The 19,819-nt window shown below is 71.1% G+C and carries 18 protein-coding genes and 1 tRNA gene; 11 read left to right on the top strand and 8 right to left on the bottom strand.

From position 1 onward, the window contains the following. The first annotated feature begins 16 nt into the window (after nt 1-16). A complete protein-coding gene (locus B0I31_RS16395; RefSeq protein WP_106616249.1) occupies nt 17-1,294 on the top strand; it encodes a D-arabinono-1,4-lactone oxidase in 1,278 nt (425 codons plus the stop codon). A 170-nt stretch (nt 1,295-1,464) separates the two neighbouring features. On the opposite strand, the gene B0I31_RS16390 is transcribed toward B0I31_RS16395, so the two are convergent. From B0I31_RS16390 to B0I31_RS16380, 3 genes are all read right to left on the bottom strand, one after another. Next, on the bottom strand, nt 1,465-2,097 hold the full coding sequence (locus B0I31_RS16390; protein ID WP_106616248.1) for an SDR family oxidoreductase: 633 nt from the start codon (nt 2,095-2,097) through the stop codon (nt 1,465-1,467). Nucleotides 2,098-2,111: 14 nt separating this feature from the next. Continuing rightward, complete coding sequence (locus B0I31_RS16385; protein ID WP_106616247.1) at nt 2,112-2,729, bottom strand: hypothetical protein; 618 nt, start codon at nt 2,727-2,729, stop codon at nt 2,112-2,114. A gap of 447 nt (nt 2,730-3,176) precedes the next feature. Further along, nucleotides 3,177-3,262: transfer RNA gene (locus tag B0I31_RS16380), tRNA-Leu, on the bottom strand. 116 nt (nt 3,263-3,378) lie between these two features. Here B0I31_RS16380 and B0I31_RS16375 point away from each other — a divergent pair. From B0I31_RS16375 to pknB, 7 genes are all read left to right on the top strand, one after another. Beyond that, nucleotides 3,379-4,560 carry an FhaA domain-containing protein gene (locus tag B0I31_RS16375; RefSeq protein ID WP_106616246.1) on the top strand — a complete coding sequence of 394 codons (1,182 nt, stop codon included), beginning with the start codon at nt 3,379-3,381 and terminating at the stop codon, nt 4,558-4,560. 55 nt (nt 4,561-4,615) lie between these two features. After that, the gene (locus B0I31_RS16370; RefSeq protein WP_073897742.1) at nt 4,616-5,077 is read left to right on the top strand and encodes an FHA domain-containing protein FhaB/FipA; all 462 of its coding nucleotides are present in this window, start codon (nt 4,616-4,618) and stop codon (nt 5,075-5,077) included. Continuing rightward, entirely contained in the window at nt 5,074-6,453 is a 1,380-nt protein-coding gene (locus tag B0I31_RS16365) for a PP2C family protein-serine/threonine phosphatase (protein ID WP_106616245.1), read from the top strand. Before B0I31_RS16370 ends, B0I31_RS16365 begins: the two co-directional genes overlap by 4 nt. Before the next feature lie 4 nt (nt 6,454-6,457). Then, nucleotides 6,458-7,921 carry an FtsW/RodA/SpoVE family cell cycle protein gene (locus tag B0I31_RS16360; RefSeq protein ID WP_106616244.1) on the top strand — a complete coding sequence of 488 codons (1,464 nt, stop codon included), beginning with the start codon at nt 6,458-6,460 and terminating at the stop codon, nt 7,919-7,921. Continuing rightward, nucleotides 7,918-9,381, top strand: a complete 1,464-nt coding sequence (locus B0I31_RS16355; protein WP_106616243.1) for a peptidoglycan D,D-transpeptidase FtsI family protein — start codon at nt 7,918-7,920, stop codon at nt 9,379-9,381. Before B0I31_RS16360 ends, B0I31_RS16355 begins: the two co-directional genes overlap by 4 nt. Then, nucleotides 9,381-10,808 carry a serine/threonine-protein kinase gene (locus B0I31_RS16350; protein WP_106616242.1) on the top strand — a complete coding sequence of 476 codons (1,428 nt, stop codon included), beginning with the start codon at nt 9,381-9,383 and terminating at the stop codon, nt 10,806-10,808. Before B0I31_RS16355 ends, B0I31_RS16350 begins: the two co-directional genes overlap by 1 nt. A gap of 72 nt (nt 10,809-10,880) precedes the next feature. Continuing rightward, entirely contained in the window at nt 10,881-12,881 is a 2,001-nt protein-coding gene (gene pknB / locus B0I31_RS16345; RefSeq protein ID WP_106616241.1) for a Stk1 family PASTA domain-containing Ser/Thr kinase, read from the top strand. Between the two features lie 71 nt (nt 12,882-12,952). Here the strand turns inward: pknB and B0I31_RS16340 are convergent, their stop codons facing one another. Next, complete coding sequence (locus tag B0I31_RS16340) at nt 12,953-13,600, bottom strand: aminodeoxychorismate/anthranilate synthase component II (RefSeq protein ID WP_106616240.1); 648 nt, start codon at nt 13,598-13,600, stop codon at nt 12,953-12,955. Nucleotides 13,601-13,665: 65 nt separating this feature from the next. Between B0I31_RS16340 and B0I31_RS16335 the strand changes: the two genes are divergently transcribed. Continuing rightward, nucleotides 13,666-15,021 carry an FAD-dependent oxidoreductase gene (locus tag B0I31_RS16335; protein ID WP_106616239.1) on the top strand — a complete coding sequence of 452 codons (1,356 nt, stop codon included), beginning with the start codon at nt 13,666-13,668 and terminating at the stop codon, nt 15,019-15,021. Between the two features lie 3 nt (nt 15,022-15,024). Here B0I31_RS16335 and B0I31_RS40640 read toward each other — a convergent pair whose 3' ends face one another. Further along, nucleotides 15,025-15,183 (bottom strand): hypothetical protein, encoded by a 159-nt coding sequence (locus B0I31_RS40640; protein ID WP_170185175.1) that lies wholly within the window; start codon nt 15,181-15,183, stop codon nt 15,025-15,027. Then, nucleotides 15,183-16,595: a class E sortase gene (locus B0I31_RS42930; protein WP_342751486.1), complete on the bottom strand. Its 1,413-nt coding sequence runs from the start codon at nt 16,593-16,595 to the stop codon at nt 15,183-15,185. The genes B0I31_RS40640 and B0I31_RS42930 overlap by 1 nt, the downstream gene beginning before the upstream one ends. Before the next feature lie 773 nt (nt 16,596-17,368). On the opposite strand from B0I31_RS42930, the gene crgA reads away from it, so the two are divergent. After that, complete coding sequence (gene crgA / locus B0I31_RS16320) at nt 17,369-17,635, top strand: cell division protein CrgA (protein WP_053714567.1); 267 nt, start codon at nt 17,369-17,371, stop codon at nt 17,633-17,635. 216 nt (nt 17,636-17,851) lie between these two features. Then, nucleotides 17,852-18,265 carry a PH domain-containing protein gene (locus B0I31_RS16315; protein ID WP_106616237.1) on the top strand — a complete coding sequence of 138 codons (414 nt, stop codon included), beginning with the start codon at nt 17,852-17,854 and terminating at the stop codon, nt 18,263-18,265. A gap of 67 nt (nt 18,266-18,332) precedes the next feature. Here the strand turns inward: B0I31_RS16315 and B0I31_RS16310 are convergent, their stop codons facing one another. Both B0I31_RS16310 and B0I31_RS16305 read right to left on the bottom strand, forming a co-directional pair. Further along, nucleotides 18,333-19,217, bottom strand: a complete 885-nt coding sequence (locus tag B0I31_RS16310) for a rhomboid family intramembrane serine protease (RefSeq protein WP_106616236.1) — start codon at nt 19,215-19,217, stop codon at nt 18,333-18,335. After that, nucleotides 19,218-19,766 carry a peptidylprolyl isomerase gene (locus tag B0I31_RS16305; RefSeq protein WP_106616235.1) on the bottom strand — a complete coding sequence of 183 codons (549 nt, stop codon included), beginning with the start codon at nt 19,764-19,766 and terminating at the stop codon, nt 19,218-19,220. Between the last annotated feature and the right edge of the window lie 53 nt (nt 19,767-19,819).

The raw sequence follows: 19,819 nt of genomic DNA, 5'->3' as shown, positions 1-19,819 counted from the left end.
ACACCCGGAGGTGGGCATGGGTACCCCGTGGACGAACTGGGCGCGCACCGCGTCCGCGAACCCACACCGGGTGGAGCACCCGGCGAGCGTCGACGAGCTCGCCGCCGTGGTCGCCGGCGCCTCCAGTGTCCGCCCGCGCGGGAGCGGGCACTCGTTCACCGACATCGCCGCCGCGCCCGGCGTCGCGGTCGACCTCGACGCGTGGACCGGCGTGGTCGACGTGTCCGGCACCCTCGTCACGGTCCGGTCCGGCACCACGTTGCGGCAGCTCAACGCCCTGCTCGACGTGCTCGGGCTGGCCATGGCGAACCTCGGCGACATCGACGCGCAGACCGTGGCGGGCGCCATCTCCACCGGCACGCACGGCACCGGCGCGAAGCTCGGCGGCCTGGCCACCCAGGTCGTCGCGCTGGAACTCGTGCTCGCCGACGGTTCGCTGGTGCGGTGCTCGGCCGACGAACGCCCCGAGCTGTTCCACGCGGGCCGGGTCGGGCTCGGCGCGCTCGGCGTGATCAGCACGGTCACGCTGCGGTGCGTGCCCGCGTTCGTGCTGCACGCCCGCGAGTTCCCCGGCCGGCTGGACGCCGTGCTGGAGGAGTTCGACCACCTCACCGCCGTCGAGGACCACGTGGAGTTCCACTGGTTCCCGCACTCCGACCGGGTGATCTTGAAGCGGAACAACCGGGTCGACCGACCCGCCGCGCCGCTGTCGGCCGTGCGGCGGTTCTACGAGTACGAGGTGATGGAGAACGGGGCGTTCGGGCTGGTCTGCAAGCTGGCCAAGGCCGTGCCCGCGACCACCAGGACGCTCAACCGGGTGTGCGGTTCGCTCGTCTCGGAGCGCGACTACCGCGACGTCTCGCACCGCGTTTTCGTCACGCCCCGGCGGGTGCGGTTCGTGGAGGCGGAGTACGCCGTGCCGCGCTCGTCACTGCACGACGTGCTGCGGGAACTGCGCGCCGCCGTCGCCCGCCTCGACCACGGCGTCATCGTGCCGGTCGAGGTGCGGGTCGCCCAGGGCGACGACATCTGGCTCTCCACCGCGCACGGCCGTGACACGGCTTACATCGCCGTCCACCAGTACCTCGGGATGCCGTACCGGCGCTACTTCGACGCGTTCGAGCGGATCGCGGGCGCGGTCGGCGGACGCCCCCACTGGGGCAAGATGCACAACCTCACCGCCGACACCCTGCGCGGCCTCTACCCGCACTTCGACGACTTCCGCCGCGTCCGCGCCACCGCCGACCCGACCGGCAAGTTCAGCAACCCCTACCTGGACCGCGTGCTCGGCTGACCTCGCCACGACCGGCCGCCCCACGACGCCAGGTGACCCGCCACGACGGCCGGTCGCCACCAACGCTCCCGCAAGGGTCCCCGCCCAGGGGATCCCTGTTCTTGATCCTGCCAGATCGCACCGACACCGCGGGGCCGTCCGCCCGCGCCTGTGGACAACTCGCGAAAGGCCTAGAACGCGTCCGCGATCGGGGTGTCGCCGGAGATCAACTCGTAGGTCCGCCGGACCGTCCCGGGACGGTCCAGGAGGGCCACCACGACCGCCGCCACGTCACCGCGCGGTACGGAACCCCGTAGCGGCTTCTCCGACAGCTCCACCCGGCCGGTCGGCTCGTCGTCGGTCAGCCGCCCCGGCCGCAGGATCGTCCAGTCCAGGTCCCGTTCCCGCAGGTCGTCCTCGGCGGCGCCCTTGGCCGCCAGGTAAGCGTCGAACACCTCGTCACCGGTGGTGCGGCCGATGCCGGTGGTGCTGATCTGGATGAACCGGCGCACGCCCGCCTCTTCCGCCGCCGCCGCGAACAGCGCCGCCGCGGCCCGGTCCACGGTGTCCTTGCGCGCCACCCCGCTACCCGGCCCGGCGCCCGCGGCGAAGACGGCCGCGCCCGCGCCGGTCATCAGTTCCGCGACCGAAGCGACGTCCGTCGCCTCCAGGTCGCAGTGGACCGGGACACCGCCCGCGTCCAGCACGTCGGCGTGGTGGTCCGGGTTGCGCACCAGCGCCGTGGCGCTGTCACCCCGCGCGGCCAACAGCCGCTCCACCCGCAACGCGATCTTGCCGTGTCCGCCCGCGATCACTACCCGCATGGTCCGACCGTAGGTCAGGACGCGGTCGCCAGCACCCGCTCGTACACGAGTTCGTTCACCCAGCGCGTGGTCGCGGTGTCCTCGACCGGCACGGTCTCGTTGCGGCCCGCGACGTCCGTGCTCAGCTGCAGCTCCTCGTCGGCCAGCAGCACCGAGACGCCGTAGCGGCGCACCCGCGGCAGGCAGTTGGCCAGGTAGTCGTGCGTGAACACGACCGACGTCGGCAGCACGGCGGCGGCGTTGCCGAAGCGGGCGAACGGCACCGCCGAGGCCAGCGCGGTCCGCCAGTGGCGGGCGACCGCCAGCACGCCGATGATCCGCACCGCGGCGGGCGGCACGCGGCCGTCCATCTCCGGCCACACCCACGTCGACACCGTCGTGCGGTCCGTCTCCGGGCCCGCGCCCAGGCACAGCCGCTCGGCGTGCGCGTCGGCCATCAGCTCGGCGACCACGATCACCTTGCGACCCATGAGAACCATCTCGGGCAGCACCACGCCGTGCCAGCCGAGGCGCACCGCCGCGGAGGCGGCCAGCTCCTCGACGGAACCGGGCAGTTCGGGAACCGGAACCGCGGTCGCCGACAGCGCCCTGGTGTCATCGGTGTCCGCGATCCGTGCTGGTGTGCTGCTCACGCCAGGGCCTCCTCGGCAACCACGACGGGCTGTCCGCCGCGTTTCGACTCGTGCTCTGGGTAAGGCGTACCAGGTGGGACCGGCCGCACCACCGGGGCAAAAGGCGTCCTGCGATCGACGGCGTCGAGCGGTCGGTAACCGGTCGGCGACCGGTGGGGCGACTTCGGTCCGGCGGTGCTGCCGTCTGGGTGACCCGGGTGGTCCGCGAGACCCCGGGGACTGCTCAGCGTGTGCGTCGCTCGCCTGGAACGACCGCCGAACCGGGACCGGTGGTCCCGCCGCCCGCTCCACCACCGACCGCTCGCCGCGTGAAACCGACCGACCGCCCCGGCGCCACCACGTTCGGCCGCGGCTGTGCGGGTGACAGACATCACGCATCTGCAGGGCGCGAAAAGTCCGGGAAAACCAGAAGTCCCACCCACGGCTGTGGATGGGACTTCATGATTTTGGTGGGCGAGGGGGGAGTTGAACCCCCACGTCCTTTCGGACACACGGACCTGAACCGTGCGCGTCTGCCATTCCGCCACTCGCCCGGAGCGACGTGGAGAACACTAGCATGGTCCCCGTCCGGGTTACCAATTGCCCCGTGTACCGCCACGTCAGCCCGGATACGATCGGTCCAAGAAGTCGACCGGGTCGGAGGGTTGCCGTGGGCCTCGTACAGCGCTTCGAGCGCCGTCTCGAAGGCATCGTCGGCAACACCTTCGCGCGGGTGTTCGGTGGCAACGTCGTACCGCAGGAAGTGGCCCAGGCACTGCAGCGGGAGGCGGAGAGCAGCATCCGCGAGTTGGCGGGTGGCAGGTTGCTCGCTCCGAACCACTTCAAGGTCCTGCTGGGTCCGCAGGACCACGATCGGCTTGCCGGGGACGGTCAGGATGAACTACGCATCACCCAGCTTCTGGGGGACTCCATCCGGGAGCACCTCGAAGAGAGCGGATGGGATACCTATGGTGACGTCGTAGTCTCCCTGGAGCGCTCCGACGCGCTGCACACGGGACAGTTCCGAACCAGCTCGTCCGTCGACCCCGACGTGAAAGTTGCCAGCCGACGGTCAGCACCACCTCGCACTGCAGGAGACGGATCCATGAGCCAGCCTCCCGGCTACGGACAAGGACAGGGCCAGCCCGCCTACGACCCCTATGCACAGGGCGGCTACGGCCAGCAGCAGCAGGGCTACGACCAGCAGGGCTACGGCCAGCAGCAGCCCGGCTACGAGCAGGGCTACGGTCAACAGCAGCCCGGCTACGACCAGGGGTACGGCCAGCAGCCCGGCTACGACCAGGGCTACGGGCAGCAGCAGCCCGGCTACGACCAGGGTTACGGCCAGCAGCCCGGTTACGACCAGGGTTACGGGCAGCAGCAGCCCGGCTACGGCCAGCAGGGCTACGACCAGGGTTACGCCCAGCCCGGGTACGACCAGGGCTACGGCCAGCAGCCCGGTTACGGCCAGCAGCCCGGCTACGACCAGGGCTACGGGCAGCAGGGCTACGGCGACCCGGCCGCGGGTTACGCGCCGCCGGCGGTCCAGTCCGGTCCCCGCCAGCTGAACGCGACGCTGCACCTGGACGACGGCTCCAACCGCACCTACAACCTCAAGCAGGGCGGCAACGTGGTCGGCCGCGGCCAGGAAGCGGACTTCCGACTTCCCGACACCGGGGTCTCCAGGAGGCACCTGGAGATCACCTGGGACGGGCACAGTGCCATGCTCGCTGATCTCGGTTCGACAAACGGCACCACGGTGAACGGCACTCCAGTGCAGACTTGGCAGCTCGCGGAAGGCGACGTCGTCCGCATCGGCCACTCCTCGCTGGTCTACCGCACCCAGGGCTGAGCGGTCGATTCGGGCGTAGGCGTGACGGCACTCAAGTCAGGAGCGGTTACAACCGGTGCCAGAGCTGGTGATGCAGCTGACCAGAGCGGGTTTCCTCGTCCTGCTCTGGTTGTTCGTGTTGGCTGCGCTTCGAGTGGTCCGCTCCGACCTGTACGCGGCGTCGGGGCTGCGCGTCCCGACGCCCAAGTTCGGCAGAGGCGCTAGCAAGGCCGCCCGGGGCAACAAGGCGGCCCGGCAGCTCGTCGTGACGCACGGCGCGCTGGCGGGCACGCGCATCTCCCTGGACGGCAGGCCGATCATGATCGGCCGCGCCGACGACTCCACGCTCGTGCTGGACGACGACTTCGCGTCGACCAGGCACGCGCGGCTGTCCATGCGCGGTACCGACTGGTACGTGGAGGACCTGGGCTCCACGAACGGCACCTATCTCGACCGGGCGAAGGTCACGGCCCCACTCCGGGTCCCGCTCGGCTCCCCGATCCGAATTGGCAAAACGGTGATCGAGCTGCGCTCATGACCCTCGTCCTCCGATACGCGGCCCGCAGCGACCGGGGCCTGGTCCGTTCGAACAACCAGGACTCCGTGTACGCGGGCCCACGCCTGCTCGCGCTCGCCGACGGCATGGGTGGCCACGCCGCGGGCGAGGTCGCCAGCAAGGTCGTCATCGCCGCCCTGGCCCCGCTCGACGACGACGAGCCGGGCGACGACCTGCTCGGCCAGCTGCGCGACGCGGTGATCGCCGGCAACGGCGCCATCTCCGAGCTCGTGCAGAGCGACCCCGACCTGGACGGCATGGGCACCACGCTCACCGCCGTGCTGTTCGCGGGTTCGCGACTGGGCATGGTGCACATCGGCGACTCCCGCGCCTACATGCTCCGCAACGGCACGTTCACGCAGATCACGCACGACGACACGTTCGTGCAGTCGTTGATCGACGAGGGACGGATCACCGAGGAGGAAGCGGCCACGCACCCGCAGCGCTCGCTGCTGCTGCGCGCGTTGACCGGCCACGAGGTGGAGCCGAGGCTGATGGTGCGGGAAGCCCGTCCGGGCGACCGCTACCTGCTGTGCTCGGACGGCCTGTCCGGCGTGGTCAGCATGGAGACGCTGGAAGAGGCGATCCGGATCCCGGACCCGCAGGCGTGCGCGGACCGGATGATCGAGCTGGCGCTCAAGGGCGGCGGCCCCGACAACGTGACGGTCGTCGTCGCCGACGTGGTCGACGTCGACTTCGGGGAGGACGCGCCCATAGTGGGCGGCGCGGCCGGAGACGGCAGCGAAGACCCACCACCCCCCGACTCGCCCGCCTCGCGGGCGAGTTCCATCACCGGGCCGCGGCCGATCCCCCAGCGGGTCGAGCCGATGCCGATGCCGGACCCCCGGCGGGCGCGCAACAACCGGCTCAAGGCGCTGGCCCTGGTGATCTTCCTGCTCCTGCTGCTGGTCGCGGCGGGCCTGGGTACCCGCTGGTACGTGCTGCGGCAGTACTACGTCGGCACGGCGGACAACGGCGAGGTGTCGGTGTTCCGCGGCGTGACCGGCAGCGTGTTCGGCTTCGACCTGCACCGCAAGGTGGAGGGCTCGTGCCCGCCCGGCGCGCAGGCGTGCGAGCCGATCACGGTGGACGACCTGAAGGTCGCCACCCGGGACGTGGTGCGCAACGGCATCACCGACGTGGACGGCCTGGAGGGCGCCCGGGAGGCGATCCGCAGGCTGCGCACCGAGCAGACGTTGCCGTTCTGCCCGAAGGACAGCGCCGAGGCCACCACGTCCACCCCACCGGTGGACCCGACGGCAACCTCGACCGAGGCGCCGACGTCCACCACCGTGGAGGGAACACCCCTCACCACGCCCGTGCAGAAGCCGGGCACGGATTGCCGAAAGGGTCAGTAGTCGCATGGGTTCGCCGGTCCCCGGCGCTGAGGGCACACCGCTCGCGGCGGCGAGCAGCACGTCGCCCGGGTTGAGGCCGCCCACGCGACGCACCACGGAACTGTTCATGCTCGCGTTCGCCGCCGTCCTGGTGACGGGCGCGCTGATCCTGGTGGAGGCCAACCAGGAGCAGGAGCTGAGCCTCAGCATCCTGTGGCTGGGCCTGGCCTACCTGGGCCTGCTGACCGTGGCGCACCTCGCGGTGCGCACGTGGGCGCCCTACGCCGACCCCGTGATCCTGCCGTGCGTGGCGCTGCTGAACGGCCTGGGCCTGGTGATGATCCACCGGATCGACCTGGCCATGGCGGACGTGAAGCTGCCCGGCAACCAGGTGTGGTCGCCCGCCGCGCCCAAACAGGTGTTGTGGACGGCGATGGCGCTGGTGCTGTTCTGCACCGTGCTGAAGGTGCTGTCCGACCACCGCACGCTGGCCCGCTACGGCTACACCGCGGGCCTGCTCGGCCTGGTCGCCCTGGTGCTGCCGGGCGTGCTGCCGAGCTTCATCGCGCCGGAGATCAACGGCGCGAAGATCTGGCTGAGCTTCGGCGCGTTCTCCATCCAGCCGGGCGAGTTCGCGAAGATCCTGCTGATGGTGTTCTTCGCCGCGTTCCTGGTGTCCAAGCGCGACCTGTTCACCATCGCGGGCCGCCGGGTGCTCGGCCTGGACCTGCCGCGGGCCCGCGACCTGGGCCCGCTGATCGCCGCGTGGGCGGTCGGCGTGAGCATCATGGTGCTGCAGAAGGACCTGGGCAGCTCGCTGCTGTTCTTCGGCATCGTGCTGGTGCTGCTGTACGTGGCGACCGAACGGGCCGCGTGGGTCGTGCTGGGCGTGCTGATGTTCTGCGTCGGCGCGTTCGTGGCGTGGAAGCTGTTCGGGCACGTGCAGATCCGGGTGCAGAACTGGCTGGACCCGTTCGCGGACCCGTCCGGCGCGGGCTACCAGATCGTGCAGTCGCTGTTCGGGCTCGGCACCGGCGCGCTGTTCGGCGCGGGGCTGGGCGGCGGCCGGCCGGACCAGATCCCGGAGGCCAACACCGACTTCATCACCGCGGTGATCGGCGAGGAGCTGGGCTTCGTCGGGCTGGCCGCGGTGCTGCTGATCTACACCGTGCTGGCGATGCGCGGCCTGCGCAACGCGCTCGCGGTGCGCGACACGTTCGGCAAGCTGCTCGGCGGCGGCCTCGCGTTCGCGGTGGCGTTCCAGATCTTCATCGTCGTCGGCGGCGTGACCAAGCTGATCCCGATGACCGGCATCACCGCGCCGTTCCTGTCCAAGGGCGGTTCGTCGCTGCTGGCGAACTACATCCTGGTGGCGCTGCTGCTGCGCATCTCCGACGCGGCCCGCGCGCCGAAGACCACGCCGAAGCCCCGGCCGCAGCAGCCGGCCATCGCCGACCAGTTCACTGTCATGGTGGAGCGTCCGAAATGAACACACCGCTCCGCCGGATCGGCCTCGCCATGATGGCGATGATGCTCCTGCTGTTGGGCAACGCCACGTACGTGCAGGTCATCAAGGCCGACGACTACCGCAAGGACCCGCTGAACCGGCGGGTCATCCTGGACCAGTACTCGCGTGAGCGCGGCCAGATCATCGCCGCAGACGGCACGCCGCTGGCCAGCGTGCAGCGGGTCGACGACCGGCTGAAGTACCTGCGCACCTACGCCAACGGGCCCGCGTTCGCGCCCGTGACCGGCTACTTCTCCACGCTGTACGGCGCGGGCGGCATGGAACGCGCCGAGGACGACCTGCTCAACGGCTCGGACGACCGGCTGTTCGCGCGCCGGGTGTCCGACCTGATCACCGGCCGCGACCCCAAGGGCGGCAGCCTCCAGCTCACGATCGACGCGAAGCTCCAGCAGGCCGCGTTCGAGCGGCTCCAGGGCGTGACCGGCACGGTCGTCGCGATCCGGCCGCAGACCGGGGAGATCCTGGCGATGGCCAGCACCCCGTCCTACGACCCGAACGTGCTTGCCAGCCACGACGTGGACGTGCAGGAAGAGGCGTGGGCCGGCTACGACGCCGACAAGTCCAAGCCGATGCTCAACCGCGCGGTGCACGAGAACTACCCGCCCGGTTCGACGTTCAAGCTGGTGGTGACGGCGGCGGCGCTGGCCGAGGGCAAGACCAAGGACAGCGAGGTCGACGGGCGCCCGGTGATCACGCTGCCGGGCACGAACACGCCGCTGCCGAACTTCAACGACACCAACTGCGGCAACGGCGTCACCGCCTCGCTGCAGGAGGCGCTGGCCAAGTCGTGCAACACGGCGTTCGCGGTGCTGGCCGCCGAGCTGGGCGCGGACAAGCTGCGCGACCAGGCGGCCAAGTTCGGCATCGGCGAGCAGGACCTGTCGATCCCGCTGTCGGTGGTGCCCTCGACGCTGGGCCCGATGTCGGACAAGCCGTCGATCTACCAGACCGGCATCGGCCAGAAGGACGTCCGGGTGACACCGCTGGTCAACGCGGTGATGGCGGCGACCGTCGCGAACGGCGGCGTGCGGATGCAGCCGCACCTGGTCGGCAAGATCCTGGCGCCCGACCTCCAGGTGATCAGCGAGACCAAGCCGGACGAGGTCGACGAGGCGATGGACCCCGAGCACGCCCAGGCGCTGCGCGACATGATGATCGCCTCGGAGAACAACACCGGTGGCGGCGGCAAGCTCAGCGGCGTGACCATCGCGTCCAAGACCGGTACCGCCGAGCACGGCGAGAACGTCCGCTCGACCAACCCGCACGCCTGGTACGTGGCGTTCGCGCCGGCCGAGAAGCCGGAGATCGCGATCGCGGTGATCGTGGAGAACGGCGGCCAGCAGGGCTTGGCGGCCACCGGCGGCCGGGTCGCCGCCCCGATCGGCCGCGCGGTCATCGGCGCCTACCTCGGGGGACGCTGATGCTGACCTCCGGCCAGTTGCTCGCCGAGCGGTACCGCCTGTCCAAGCGGATCGCGGTCGGCGGCATGGGCGAGGTCTGGGAGGCCGACGACACCAGGCTGGACCGCAAGGTCGCGGTCAAGGTGCTGAAGGCGGAGCTCAGCGGCGACGCCGAGTTCCTCAACCGGTTCCGCATCGAGGCGCGCACCACCGCGTCGCTCAACCACCCCGGCATCGCCGCGGTGCACGACTACGGCGAGACCGCGTCGATCCCGGACGGGCCGGAGGACACCGCCTACCTGGTGATGGAGCTGGTCGAGGGCGAGCCGCTGGCCGCGATCATCGCCCGCGGCAGGCTGAACGCCGACCGCACGCTCGACGTGCTGGAGCAGGCGGGCAACGCGTTGCAGGCCGCGCACGAGCGAGGGCTGGTGCACCGGGACGTGAAGCCGGGCAACATCCTGGTGACGCCGACCGGCACGGTGAAGATCACCGACTTCGGCATCGCGAAGGCCGCCGACGCGGCGCCCGTCACGCACAGCGGCATGGTCATGGGCACGGCCCACTACATCGCGCCGGAACAGGCCCTCGGCCACGCCGCCGAACCCGCGTCGGACGTGTACGCGCTGGCGGTGTGCGGCTACGAGTGCCTGACCGGGCACCGGCCGTTCCGGTCGGAGAACGCGGTGACGGTCGCGATGATGCACATCCGGGACATCGCGCCGCCGCTGCCGCCGGACGTGCCGCCGGGGCCGCGGGCCCTGATCGAGGCGACCCTGGTGAAGGACCCCCGCCAGCGCTACCGCAACGGCGGCGAGTTCGCGTCCGCGGTGAGCGCGGTGCGGTCGGGCCAGCCGCTGCCCACGCCGTCCGGGCTGGCGATGGCGGTCGGCGCGCCGATGGCCGCCCCGTTGACGCCACCACCCGCGCAGCGCACCCACCCGGGCATCCCGGTGACCCATCCGGGGTCCCGCCCGGGCATGCAGCCGGTCCCACCAGGGATGAACACTCCGCACACGGGCGCTTTCCGTCCGTTGCCACCGGGCGCACGGCCACCGGGGCGCAATCGCGCCGTGCTGTGGGTTATGGTCGCTGTGCTGGTGGTCGCGCTGCTGGTGCTCGGCGTGGTCATCCTGCGCTGGGCGCTCAAGGACGACCAGGTGCCCGGCGGAGCGAACCAGCAGGGCACCACGAGCGCCCGCCCGTTGGACGACTCGACCGACCGTCTCCCCGGCAAGCCGAAGGTGACGGTCACGAAGTCCGACTACGTCAACCTCCCGGTGGACGAAGTCGTGCAGGAGCTCTCCGGGCTCGGCTTGGAACCCGAGGCGCACTCCGAGGACGGGGGCGCGCCCCGGGACCCCGAGCAGTGCCTGGTGTCGGACCTGGCGCCGACCGGTGAGGTTGCGATCGGCTCACGGGTCAAGGTGACGTGTGTACCGACTTGACGCTGAAACGGTACGAAAGCGAACGCAAGGCTTGATGGTGAGACCGTTGACGAGGAGCGGGACGAAGCACTGATGAGCACTCCGCGACTGCTCTCCAACCGCTACGAACTGGGTGAGACCCTCGGCTACGGCGGCATGTCGGAGGTGCACAAGGGCCGGGACGTCCGGCTCGGCCGGGACGTGGCCATCAAGGTCCTGCGCGCCGACCTCGCCCGTGACACCCAGTTCCAGGAGCGGTTCCGTCGCGAGGCCCAGAACTCGGCGGCGCTGAACCACCCCGCCATCGTCGCGGTCTACGACACCGGTGAGACCCAGACCGAGTACGGCCCGCTGCCCTACATCGTGATGGAGTTCGTCGACGGCCGCACGCTGCGCGACATCGTCAAGACGCAGGGGCCGCTGTCGGGCAAGCGGGCGATGGAGGTCATGGCCGACGTGTCGGCCGCGTTGGACTTCAGCCACCGGCACGGCATCGTGCACCGGGACGTGAAGCCCGCCAACGTGATGATCACCCGGTCGGGCGCGGTGAAGGTGATGGACTTCGGCATCGCCCGCGCGGTGCACGACGGTCAGGCCGCGGTGACCCAGACGGCCGCCGTGATAGGGACCGCCCAGTACCTGTCGCCGGAGCAGGCCCGCGGCGAGGCCGTCGACGGTCGGTCGGACGTGTACGCGTCGGGCTGCGTGCTGTTCGAGCTGCTGACCGGCGAGCCGCCGTTCACCGGCGACTCCCCCGTGGCGGTGGCCTACCAGCACGTGCGGGAGGACCCGAAGCCGCCGTCGGCGCTGAACCCGAAGGTGACGCCCGCGCTGGACGCGATCGTGCTGAAGGCGATGGCCAAGGGACCGGCCAACCGCTACCAGTCGGCCGCGGAGATGCGTGCGGACCTGGTGCGCGTGCTGTCCGGGCAGCGCCCCTCGGCGCCCGCCGTGATGACGGCGGAGGACCGCACCGCGGTGCTCAACCAGTCGTCGTCGCCGCGCACCGAGGTCGCGCCGTCCACGGGCGGGCGGCACCGGCCCTCGGCGCAGCGCGAGGAACCGGCCGAGTACGACCCGCTGGCCGAGGAAGAGGAGGAGCGGCGCGCCCGGCGCAAGAAGGCGATCATGGTCGCCCTGGTCGTCCTGCTGTGCATCGCCGTGCTCGCGCTCGCCGCGTGGATCACCACGACGCTGCTCAGCGACGGCGACAAGACCGCGGCCACGGAGAAGGTCACGGTGCCGTCGCTGGTGGGCAAGGAGCAGTCGGCGGCGCGGGCCGACCTGGAGGCCAGGGGCCTCAGCGTCGAGGTCGCCACGATGCCGTGCCAGCCGGGACCGGAGCCCACCTGCACCGTCGACCAGGTCGGCAAGGTGATCTCGACCGACCCGCCGGCCAACCGCGAGGTGGAGAAGCGCAGCATCGTCAAGCTGGTGATCGGCGACGCCCCGAAGCCCGCGCCGGTGCCCGCGGTCACCGGGCTGACCCCGACCGAGGCGCAGAAGAAGCTGGAAGCCGAGGGCTGGGTCTACCAGCAGGCCACCGAGACCGCCGAGACCGAGGACCCGAACCTGGTCGGCAAGGTCGTCCAGCAGTCGCCGTCGCCGGGCACGAGCGCGCCGATGGGCAGCCCGATCACGGTGACGCTCGGCAAGGCCCCGGACACCGTGCAGTTGCCGGACGTGACCGGCCAGACGTTGGAGAACGCGCGCGCCACCCTCGAGGGCAACGGGTTCAAGGTGCAGACCAAGGACGTCGACAGCGCCGAGCCGCTGAACAAGGTCGTGGCCCAGAACCCGGCGCCCGGACGGGCGGAGAAGGACACGCTGGTGACGTTGAGCGTGTCCAAGAACAACCAGTTCATCATGCCCGACCTGCGCGGGATGACCGAGAACCAGGCGCGCACCAAGCTCAACCAGGCCGGGTGGACCGGCAACGAGCTGACCGTCACCAAGCAACCGGTGTCGGACATCAGCCAGGACAAGGAGATCCTCGAGCAGGAGATCCAGCCGAACCAGCCGGTGGGCAAGAACGCGCGGATCAACGTGACCATGGCCGAGTTCAAGATCGGCGGGCCTACCTCGACCAGGTAGCGCGGAACACCGGAAAGGCCCCTCCGACGTGCGTCGCGGAGGGGCCTTTTCCGTCTGGTCGGCTGCGCCGGTCAGCCCCGGCGGTCGGCTGCGGCGGCGAGTTCGCGCATGCCGTTCTCCAGCTGCGAGACGGTGGCCTCGGGCACCTCGAACCCGCACACCGCGAGCCAGTTCGCCAGCATCCGGTGCCCGCCCTCGGTCAGCACGGACTCGGGGTGGAACTGGACGCCCTCGACCGGCAGCTCGCGGTGGCGCATGGCCATCACCACGCCGGACTCGGTTCGCCCGGTCACCTCGAACTCGGCCGGGATGGTGTCGGGCAGCACGGTCAGGGAGTGGTAGCGGGTCGCGGTGAACGGGCTGGGCACGCCCTGGAGCACGCCGCCGCCGTTGTGGTGCACGACACTCGTCTTGCCGTGCAGGAGCTCCGGCGCGAGGTCGACCGTGCCGCCCCACACCGCGCCGATGGCCTGGTGGCCCAGGCACACCCCGAACACCGGGACGCCCGAGTCGGCGCAGTGGCGGATGACGTCCATGCTCCTGCCCGCCTTGTCCGGCGTGCTGGGGCCCGGGCTGACGAGGACGCCACCGACCTCGGCGATCTCGTCCAGCTCGACGGCGTCGTTGCGCCGCACCACGCACTCGACCCCGAGCTGGGCCAGGTACTGGACGAGGTTGTAGACGAAGCTGTCGTAGTTGTCGACCACGAGCACGCGCATGGGACCAGCGTAGCCGTGACGAACCTCTCGCCAGAAGTGATCTTAGGCTAACCTAACCTAGTCCTATGACCCGATCCCTCCGCGTCGCCGTCGTCGGCGCCGGCCCCGCCGGCATCTACGCCGCCGACATCCTGACCAAGTCCGCGGCCGAGTCGGGCACCGAGGTGGGCATCGACCTCTTCGAGCGGATGCCCGCCCCGTACGGCTTGATCAGGTACGGCGTCGCGCCGGACCACCCGCGCATCAAGGGCATCGTCAACGCCCTGCAGCGCGTGCTGGACCGTCCCGGCATCAGGTTCTTCGGCAACGTCGAGTACGGCGTCGACCTCAAGCTCGACGACCTGCGGCACTTCTACGACGCGGTCATCTTCTCCACCGGCGCCGAGAAGGACCGGCCGCTGGACATCCCCGGCATCGACCTGGACGGCTCGTACGGCGCCGCCGAGTTCGTCTCCTGGTACGACGGCCACCCCGACGTGCCGCGCACGTGGCCGCTGCGCGCCCGCGAGGTCGCTGTGCTCGGCGTGGGCAACGTCGCGCTCGACGTGGCCCGCGTGCTGGCCAAGACCGCCGACGAGCTGCTGAGCACCGACATCCCGGACAACGTCTACGAAGGCCTCAAGTCGAGCCCGGTCACCGACGTGCACGTGTTCGGGCGCCGCGGGCCGGCGCAGGCCAAGTTCACCCCGCTGGAACTGCGCGAACTCGACCACTCACCCCACGTCGAGGTGATCGTGCACCCCGAGGGCATCGACTTCGACGCGGCGAGCATGGCGGCGATCCGGTCGAACAAGCAGGTCGAGATGGTCGTCAAGACCCTGCAGGAGTGGGCGATCCGCGACGTCGGCTCACGACCGCGCCGGCTGCACCTGCACTTCCTCGAAGCGCCGGTCGAGGTGCTGGGGTCGACGTCGGTCACCGGGCTGCGCACCGAGCGGATGGAGCTGGACGGCGACGGCGGCGTGCGCGGCACGGGCGAGTTCACCGACTGGCCCGTGCAGGCGGTGTACCGGGCGGTCGGCTACCTGTCCACGCACCTGGTCGACCTGCCGTTCGACCACACCTCCGGCACCGTGCCGCACCAGGCGGGCCGCGTGCTCGACCTGGACGAGCAGGCGATGCCCGGCGTGTACGTCACCGGCTGGATCAAGCGCGGCCCGGTGGGGCTCATCGGCCACACCAAGGGCGATGCGCTGGAGACCGTGACCAGCCTGCTCGCCGACGCGCCGGTGCTGCCCGCCGCGCCGGGCCGCGAGCCCGACGCCGTGGTGCGGTTCCTGGAGCAGCGGGCCGTGCCGTTCACCACCGTGGCCGGGTGGCGCAGGCTGGACGCACACGAGATCGCCCTCGGCGCCGCCCGCGGCCGTGACCGGGTGAAGGTCGTGGACCGGGCGGAGATGACCGACATCAGCCGGTCGTAGCCCCTACTGCGGCGTCGTCACGTTGTTGAACGGCAGCTTCGGCTCCGCCCACGGGAACACCACGAACATCAGCAGCGCCACCACCCCGGCCACCAGCACCAGCGCTTCCAGGACGCGCACGGGCAGCGGGCCGGGGAGGTGCCGCCAGATCCACCCGTACATCACTGCTCCTTCATCTCTTCGGGCACGAAGCCGGGGGCCTTCGGGTAGCTCATCGTCAGCACCGAGTGCACGATCAGCCGCTGCTTGTCGGAGAACCGCGGGTGGCAGGTGGTCAGCGTCATCAGCGCCGCCTGCTGCGCCGCGGGCACCTCGCCCTCGAAGTACGGCACGGGGTTGATCACCTCGCCCTGGGTGGGCAGCACGATCGACTGGCCGACCGCCTTGTCGTACGGCGCACCAAGCGGCGAGACCTTCTCGCACTTGGCCTCGGCCTGCCGCTGCGCCCAGTCCGCCGCCTCGCCGGACTTCGGCAGCACCCGGTAGACGAACCAGTGGGTCTGCGTCTCGACCACGATCGCGTCACACGAGTTGAGCAGGTCCAGGTCGTTGAAGGGCGCGCCCTTGCCGACCCGGTGGCCCGCCACCGCGAAGTTGCCCGGGTCGCCCGGCAGCGCGGTGCCCTTGTAGTGGCCGGGGCCGATCTCCAGGTCCTTGTCGGTGGTGCCCTCGACGATGGAGAACTTGTAGTCCGGGCCGAACACCGGGATGTACATCTTGGCGAACGCCTGGCCGTCCAGCAGCTCGTACTGCGCCTGGCGCTGCTGGTCGGCCTCGACCGTGTTCGCGTTCCACTGCTCGTCCAGCGCCTGGGTGGCGTCGTCCTGCTTGCCCGCCGAGATGAGGTCGGTGACGTACACCTCGTAGACCACGAACAGCAGGATGACCAGGCCTGCCGTGATCAGCAGCTCGCCGATCGTGCGGACGGTCTTGCGGGCCGTGCTGTCCGGCGGCGGGCCGGGCTGGTCGTCTTCGTCGTAGTAGTCGTCGTCCTCGTAGTACTCGTCGTCGTAGTCCTCGTACTCGTCGTCGTAGTCGTCCACGGGTGCGATGACCTCGGTGGGCGGGTCGACGGGGCGAGGGCGGCGCGGCGGCGCGGGCGGACGGGCACCGGGCGGCGGCGGGAGGCTGCCGGAGAACGCGTTGGTGAAGCGGGTGGCGTCCGCTTCGGGCGGGGCGGGGCGGGGACGCGGCGGGCCGGTCGGTGGCGCGGCTCCGCCCAGGCGTGCGGCCACTTCGGACGACGCGGGCAGGCCTGGTTCGTCCCGCACCGCGCGACGGCCGGTGGGCGGTGGCTCGGCCCGGACCGGTTCGACGTACGTGGTCTGCTCGACGTGCGGCGGCACGGGCGGCGGCACGGGCGGGGGCACGGGCGGGGGCACGTCGTCACGACGCGCACGGCGGCCTGCGGGCGGTCCCACCTCGTCCCTGCGGGCACGACGCCCGGCGGCCGGTGGTTCCGCCGGCGGCAGCTCGCCGTACACCGGTTCGACCGGCACGTCGTCGCGACGGGCGCGGCGGCCGGCGGGCGGATCCTCCCGGGGCAGCTCGCCGTACACGGGCTCGACAGGCACGTCGCCACGGCGCGCCCGACGCCCCACGGGCGGCTCGACCCCGGGCAGCTCGCCGAACACCGGCTCGACCGGGACGTCATCGCGACGCGCACGACGCCCCGCAACCGGCTCGTCCTGGGGCAACTCGCCGTGCACGGGCGCGACAGGCAGGTCGTCACGGCGCGCACGACGGCCTGAAGGCGGGGCCTCGACGGGTGCCGCCGGCTCGGCCTCGTCCCTGCGGGCACGGCGGCCGGTGGGCGGCGGCTCGACCGGTGGCGCCAGGTCGTCGCGGCGGGCACGGCGGCCGGTCGCGGGCGGCTCGGCGGGGATCGGGCGGGACTCGCCCGGACGGCTGAAACCTCCGGCGGGTGTCGCGGGCCGGTCGAGGTCGCCGGGACGGCCGACTGGCTGGTCGAAGCCGCCCGGAGGCGTCGGCGGGCGGTCGAAACCACCGGGGGGCGTGGGCGGCCGGTACGGTGCGACCGGGCGGTCGACACCGCCCGGCGGGGTCGGTGGCCTGGTAAAACCACCCGGTGGCGTGGGTGGGCGGTGGCCGGGGAGCGGTGGTTCGCCGGTGACGTGGGGCGGCTGTGGCCTGGGTCGTGGCGGTCGGCCCGGCGGGCCGCCTTGCGGCGGGGGCGGGTCGTAGCTCACCGGAAAACCTCCCAAGCCGAACGTTCCAGGACTACACGGTGCTTCAGGGACCTGCTCGGTTACGTTAACGTGTTCATCCAGCAGTGGACGTGAACTCGCGCCACTGGAGGCCTATCCACCCGTCAGGCGAGGACAGCATGCCCAAGTCCAAGGTCCGCAAGAAGGCCGTCTACACGGCGCCTGCCGATCGCCGCACCCCGGTGAAGGTCAAGGCAGCGGGGCCGTCGCACCCCGTCTACGTCGCCGTGATGCTCGGCATGATGCTGTTGGGGCTGGCGTGGCTGGTGGTCAACTACATCGCGGGCGAGAAGGTCCCGGTCATGATGGACCTCGGGTCCTGGAACTTCGGCATCGGATTCGCCCTGATGATCGTCGGCTTGCTGATGACCATGAAATGGCGCTGACCACGCGCTACGCCAAGTGGCCGACGGCCCGGACGTGCTCCACGTCCGGGCCGTTCCGCGTTACCCGGTAGTTCACCTGGTTCACCGGACGGTCACCGAAGCACACAGATGTAAGTCATCCCCAATGGGGACAACTCCTGTGGACAACTTTGCGCCAAATTGCACAAGCCCCGGTCGGAGGCCCCAGTTGTCCACAAGTGCGGCAGACTCGAAGGCGTGAACCCACCGCGCACCTGGTCGCCCCAGCCCGGCCTCGTCGGTCTCGCCTGGGGCTTGGCCGCCGTGTTCCTGCTGGTCACGTTCCTCAGTTCGGACCCGGTCAGCCGGGTCTTCCTCGGCCTCGCCACGCTGATCCAGCTCGCGCTGGGCGCCTACGGCACCTTCGTCCGCCCTAGGCTGCTGGTGGACGACTCAGGGCTCACCGTGCGCACCTTGAGCGGCGCCCGCCTGCTGCCGTGGCACGAGGTGAAGGTGCGCCTGGCCCGCACCCGCAGGCTCGGCCGGGAAACCGCCACGCTGGAACTCGACTGGCAGCGCGGCGAAGACGAGCAGCTGTTCGTCTTCACCCCGCTCGACCTGGGCACGGACCCGCGCGACGTGGCGGACGTGCTGCACGCCCTGCGGCCCTGAGCAGAAGTCGACGACCGGCGACTCGGCCCGGTGTCACCCGGGTAGGCGATCACCCGGCCACCGGCGGTCAGACCAGCTGCCCAGTCCGCACGATCGCCAGCACCACCAGCACCGCGACCGCGCCCACCACGGCCACGGCCTGCCAGTTGTTCCGCTTCGCGGCCGGCGCGTAGACCAGCCCGGCCGTCAGCAGCGCGCCGATCACCAGCCCGCCGATGTGCCCGAGCAGCGAGATGCCCGGCAAGGTGAAGCTGAGCACGACGTTCAACCCGATCACGCCCAGCGCCGGACCCGGGTTGAGCTTGAGCCGCAGCACGGCCACCAGCATCGCGCCCATCAGCCCGTACACCGCGCCCGAAGCGCCGGCGACGATCGTGTCGATGCCGCCGAACAGGTACACCGCGACACCGCCGCCGAGCAACGACACCCCGTACACCGCGGAGAACCGCAGCTTGCCGAACACCGGTTCGAGGTCACGGCCCAGCACGTACAGCGCGATCATGTTCAACGCCAGGTGCAGGGGCCCGAAGTGCAGGAACCCCGACGTCACCAGCCGCCACCACTCGCCGTCCCAGGCGACCGCCGGCGTGTACATGACGAGGTCGAGGAACAGCGCCGACCGCTGGTTGGCCGCCACGCTGCCCGCGAGGGCCGCGGTGATCGCGAACAGCACCACGTTCACCACGATCAGCACCGGCGTGACCACCATGCGCTGCGAGAACTCCGCGCCGACGAACGTGCGCGGCCGGCGCACCGTGGCCCGGCCCTCGTTCACGCAGTCGACGCACTGGTAGCCGACGGAGGCCTCGCGCAGGCACTCCGGGCACGCCGGCCGGTCGCAGCGGACGCACCGCAGCCCGGTGGCCCGATCGGGGTGGCGGACGCAGACCGGCAGGTCTGGTCGCGCCCCGACCGGCTCACCGGGCGGCGGGGAGATCGGCGAGTCGGCCACTCAGCCGCGCTCCACCGAAACCTTCTCGATCACCACGTCGGTGACCGGGCGGTCGCCGGCGCCGGTCGCCGTGGCGCCGATCGCGTCCACCACGTTGCGCGAGTCCTGGTCCGCGACCTCGCCGAAGATGGTGTGCTTGAAGTTCAGCCACGTGGTCGGCGCGACCGTGATGAAGAACTGCGAGCCGTTGCTGTTGGGCCCGGCGTTCGCCATCGCCAGCAGGTAGGGCTTGTTGAACTGCAGCTCCGGGTGGAACTCGTCGGCGAACTTGTAGCCCGGGCCACCGCGGCCGGTGCCCGTGGGGTCACCGCCCTGGAGCATGAAACCGGAGATCACCCGGTGGAAGATCGCGCCGTCGTAGAACGGACCGGACGACTCGCCCTTCGCGTTCGGCTCGGTGTAGCTCTTCGTGCCTTCGGCCAGGCCGACGAAGTTGGCCACCGTCTTGGGGGCGTGGTCGGGGAAGAGGTTGATGCGGATGTCGCCCTGCGAGGTGTGCAGGGTCGCCGTCACCTTGGTCCCGACGAACGATTCGTTGCTGTCTGCCACGCACCCATCGTGCCATCACCGGGCGGGGTGGTTGGGGAAGGGGCACGATGGGT

The organism is Saccharothrix carnea, from assembly GCF_003014735.1.
In the GTDB taxonomy this organism is placed as follows: Bacteria; Actinomycetota; Actinomycetes; order Mycobacteriales; family Pseudonocardiaceae; genus Actinosynnema; species Actinosynnema carneum.
The sequence above is the reverse complement of the archived record's forward strand: the minus strand, read 5'-3'. Positions and strand labels throughout refer to the sequence as shown.

Bases quoted from the DNA above. Each gene is read 5' to 3' on its own strand.
- B0I31_RS16395 (WP_106616249.1), top strand. From the start codon at position 17: ATGGGTACCCCGTGGACGAACTGGGCGCGCACCGCGTCCGCGAACCCA.
- B0I31_RS16390 (WP_106616248.1), bottom strand. From the start codon at position 2,097: ATGCGGGTAGTGATCGCGGGCGGACACGGCAAGATCGCGTTGCGGGTG.
- B0I31_RS16365 (WP_106616245.1), top strand. From the start codon at position 5,074: ATGACCCTCGTCCTCCGATACGCGGCCCGCAGCGACCGGGGCCTGGTC.
- B0I31_RS16360 (WP_106616244.1), top strand. From the start codon at position 6,458: ATGGGTTCGCCGGTCCCCGGCGCTGAGGGCACACCGCTCGCGGCGGCG.
- B0I31_RS16355 (WP_106616243.1), top strand. From the start codon at position 7,918: ATGAACACACCGCTCCGCCGGATCGGCCTCGCCATGATGGCGATGATG.
- B0I31_RS16350 (WP_106616242.1), top strand. From the start codon at position 9,381: ATGCTGACCTCCGGCCAGTTGCTCGCCGAGCGGTACCGCCTGTCCAAG.
- pknB (WP_106616241.1), top strand. From the start codon at position 10,881: ATGAGCACTCCGCGACTGCTCTCCAACCGCTACGAACTGGGTGAGACC.
- B0I31_RS16340 (WP_106616240.1), bottom strand. From the start codon at position 13,600: ATGCGCGTGCTCGTGGTCGACAACTACGACAGCTTCGTCTACAACCTC.
- B0I31_RS16335 (WP_106616239.1), top strand. From the start codon at position 13,666: ATGACCCGATCCCTCCGCGTCGCCGTCGTCGGCGCCGGCCCCGCCGGC.
- B0I31_RS40640 (WP_170185175.1), bottom strand. From the start codon at position 15,183: ATGTACGGGTGGATCTGGCGGCACCTCCCCGGCCCGCTGCCCGTGCGC.
- crgA (WP_053714567.1), top strand. From the start codon at position 17,369: ATGCCCAAGTCCAAGGTCCGCAAGAAGGCCGTCTACACGGCGCCTGCC.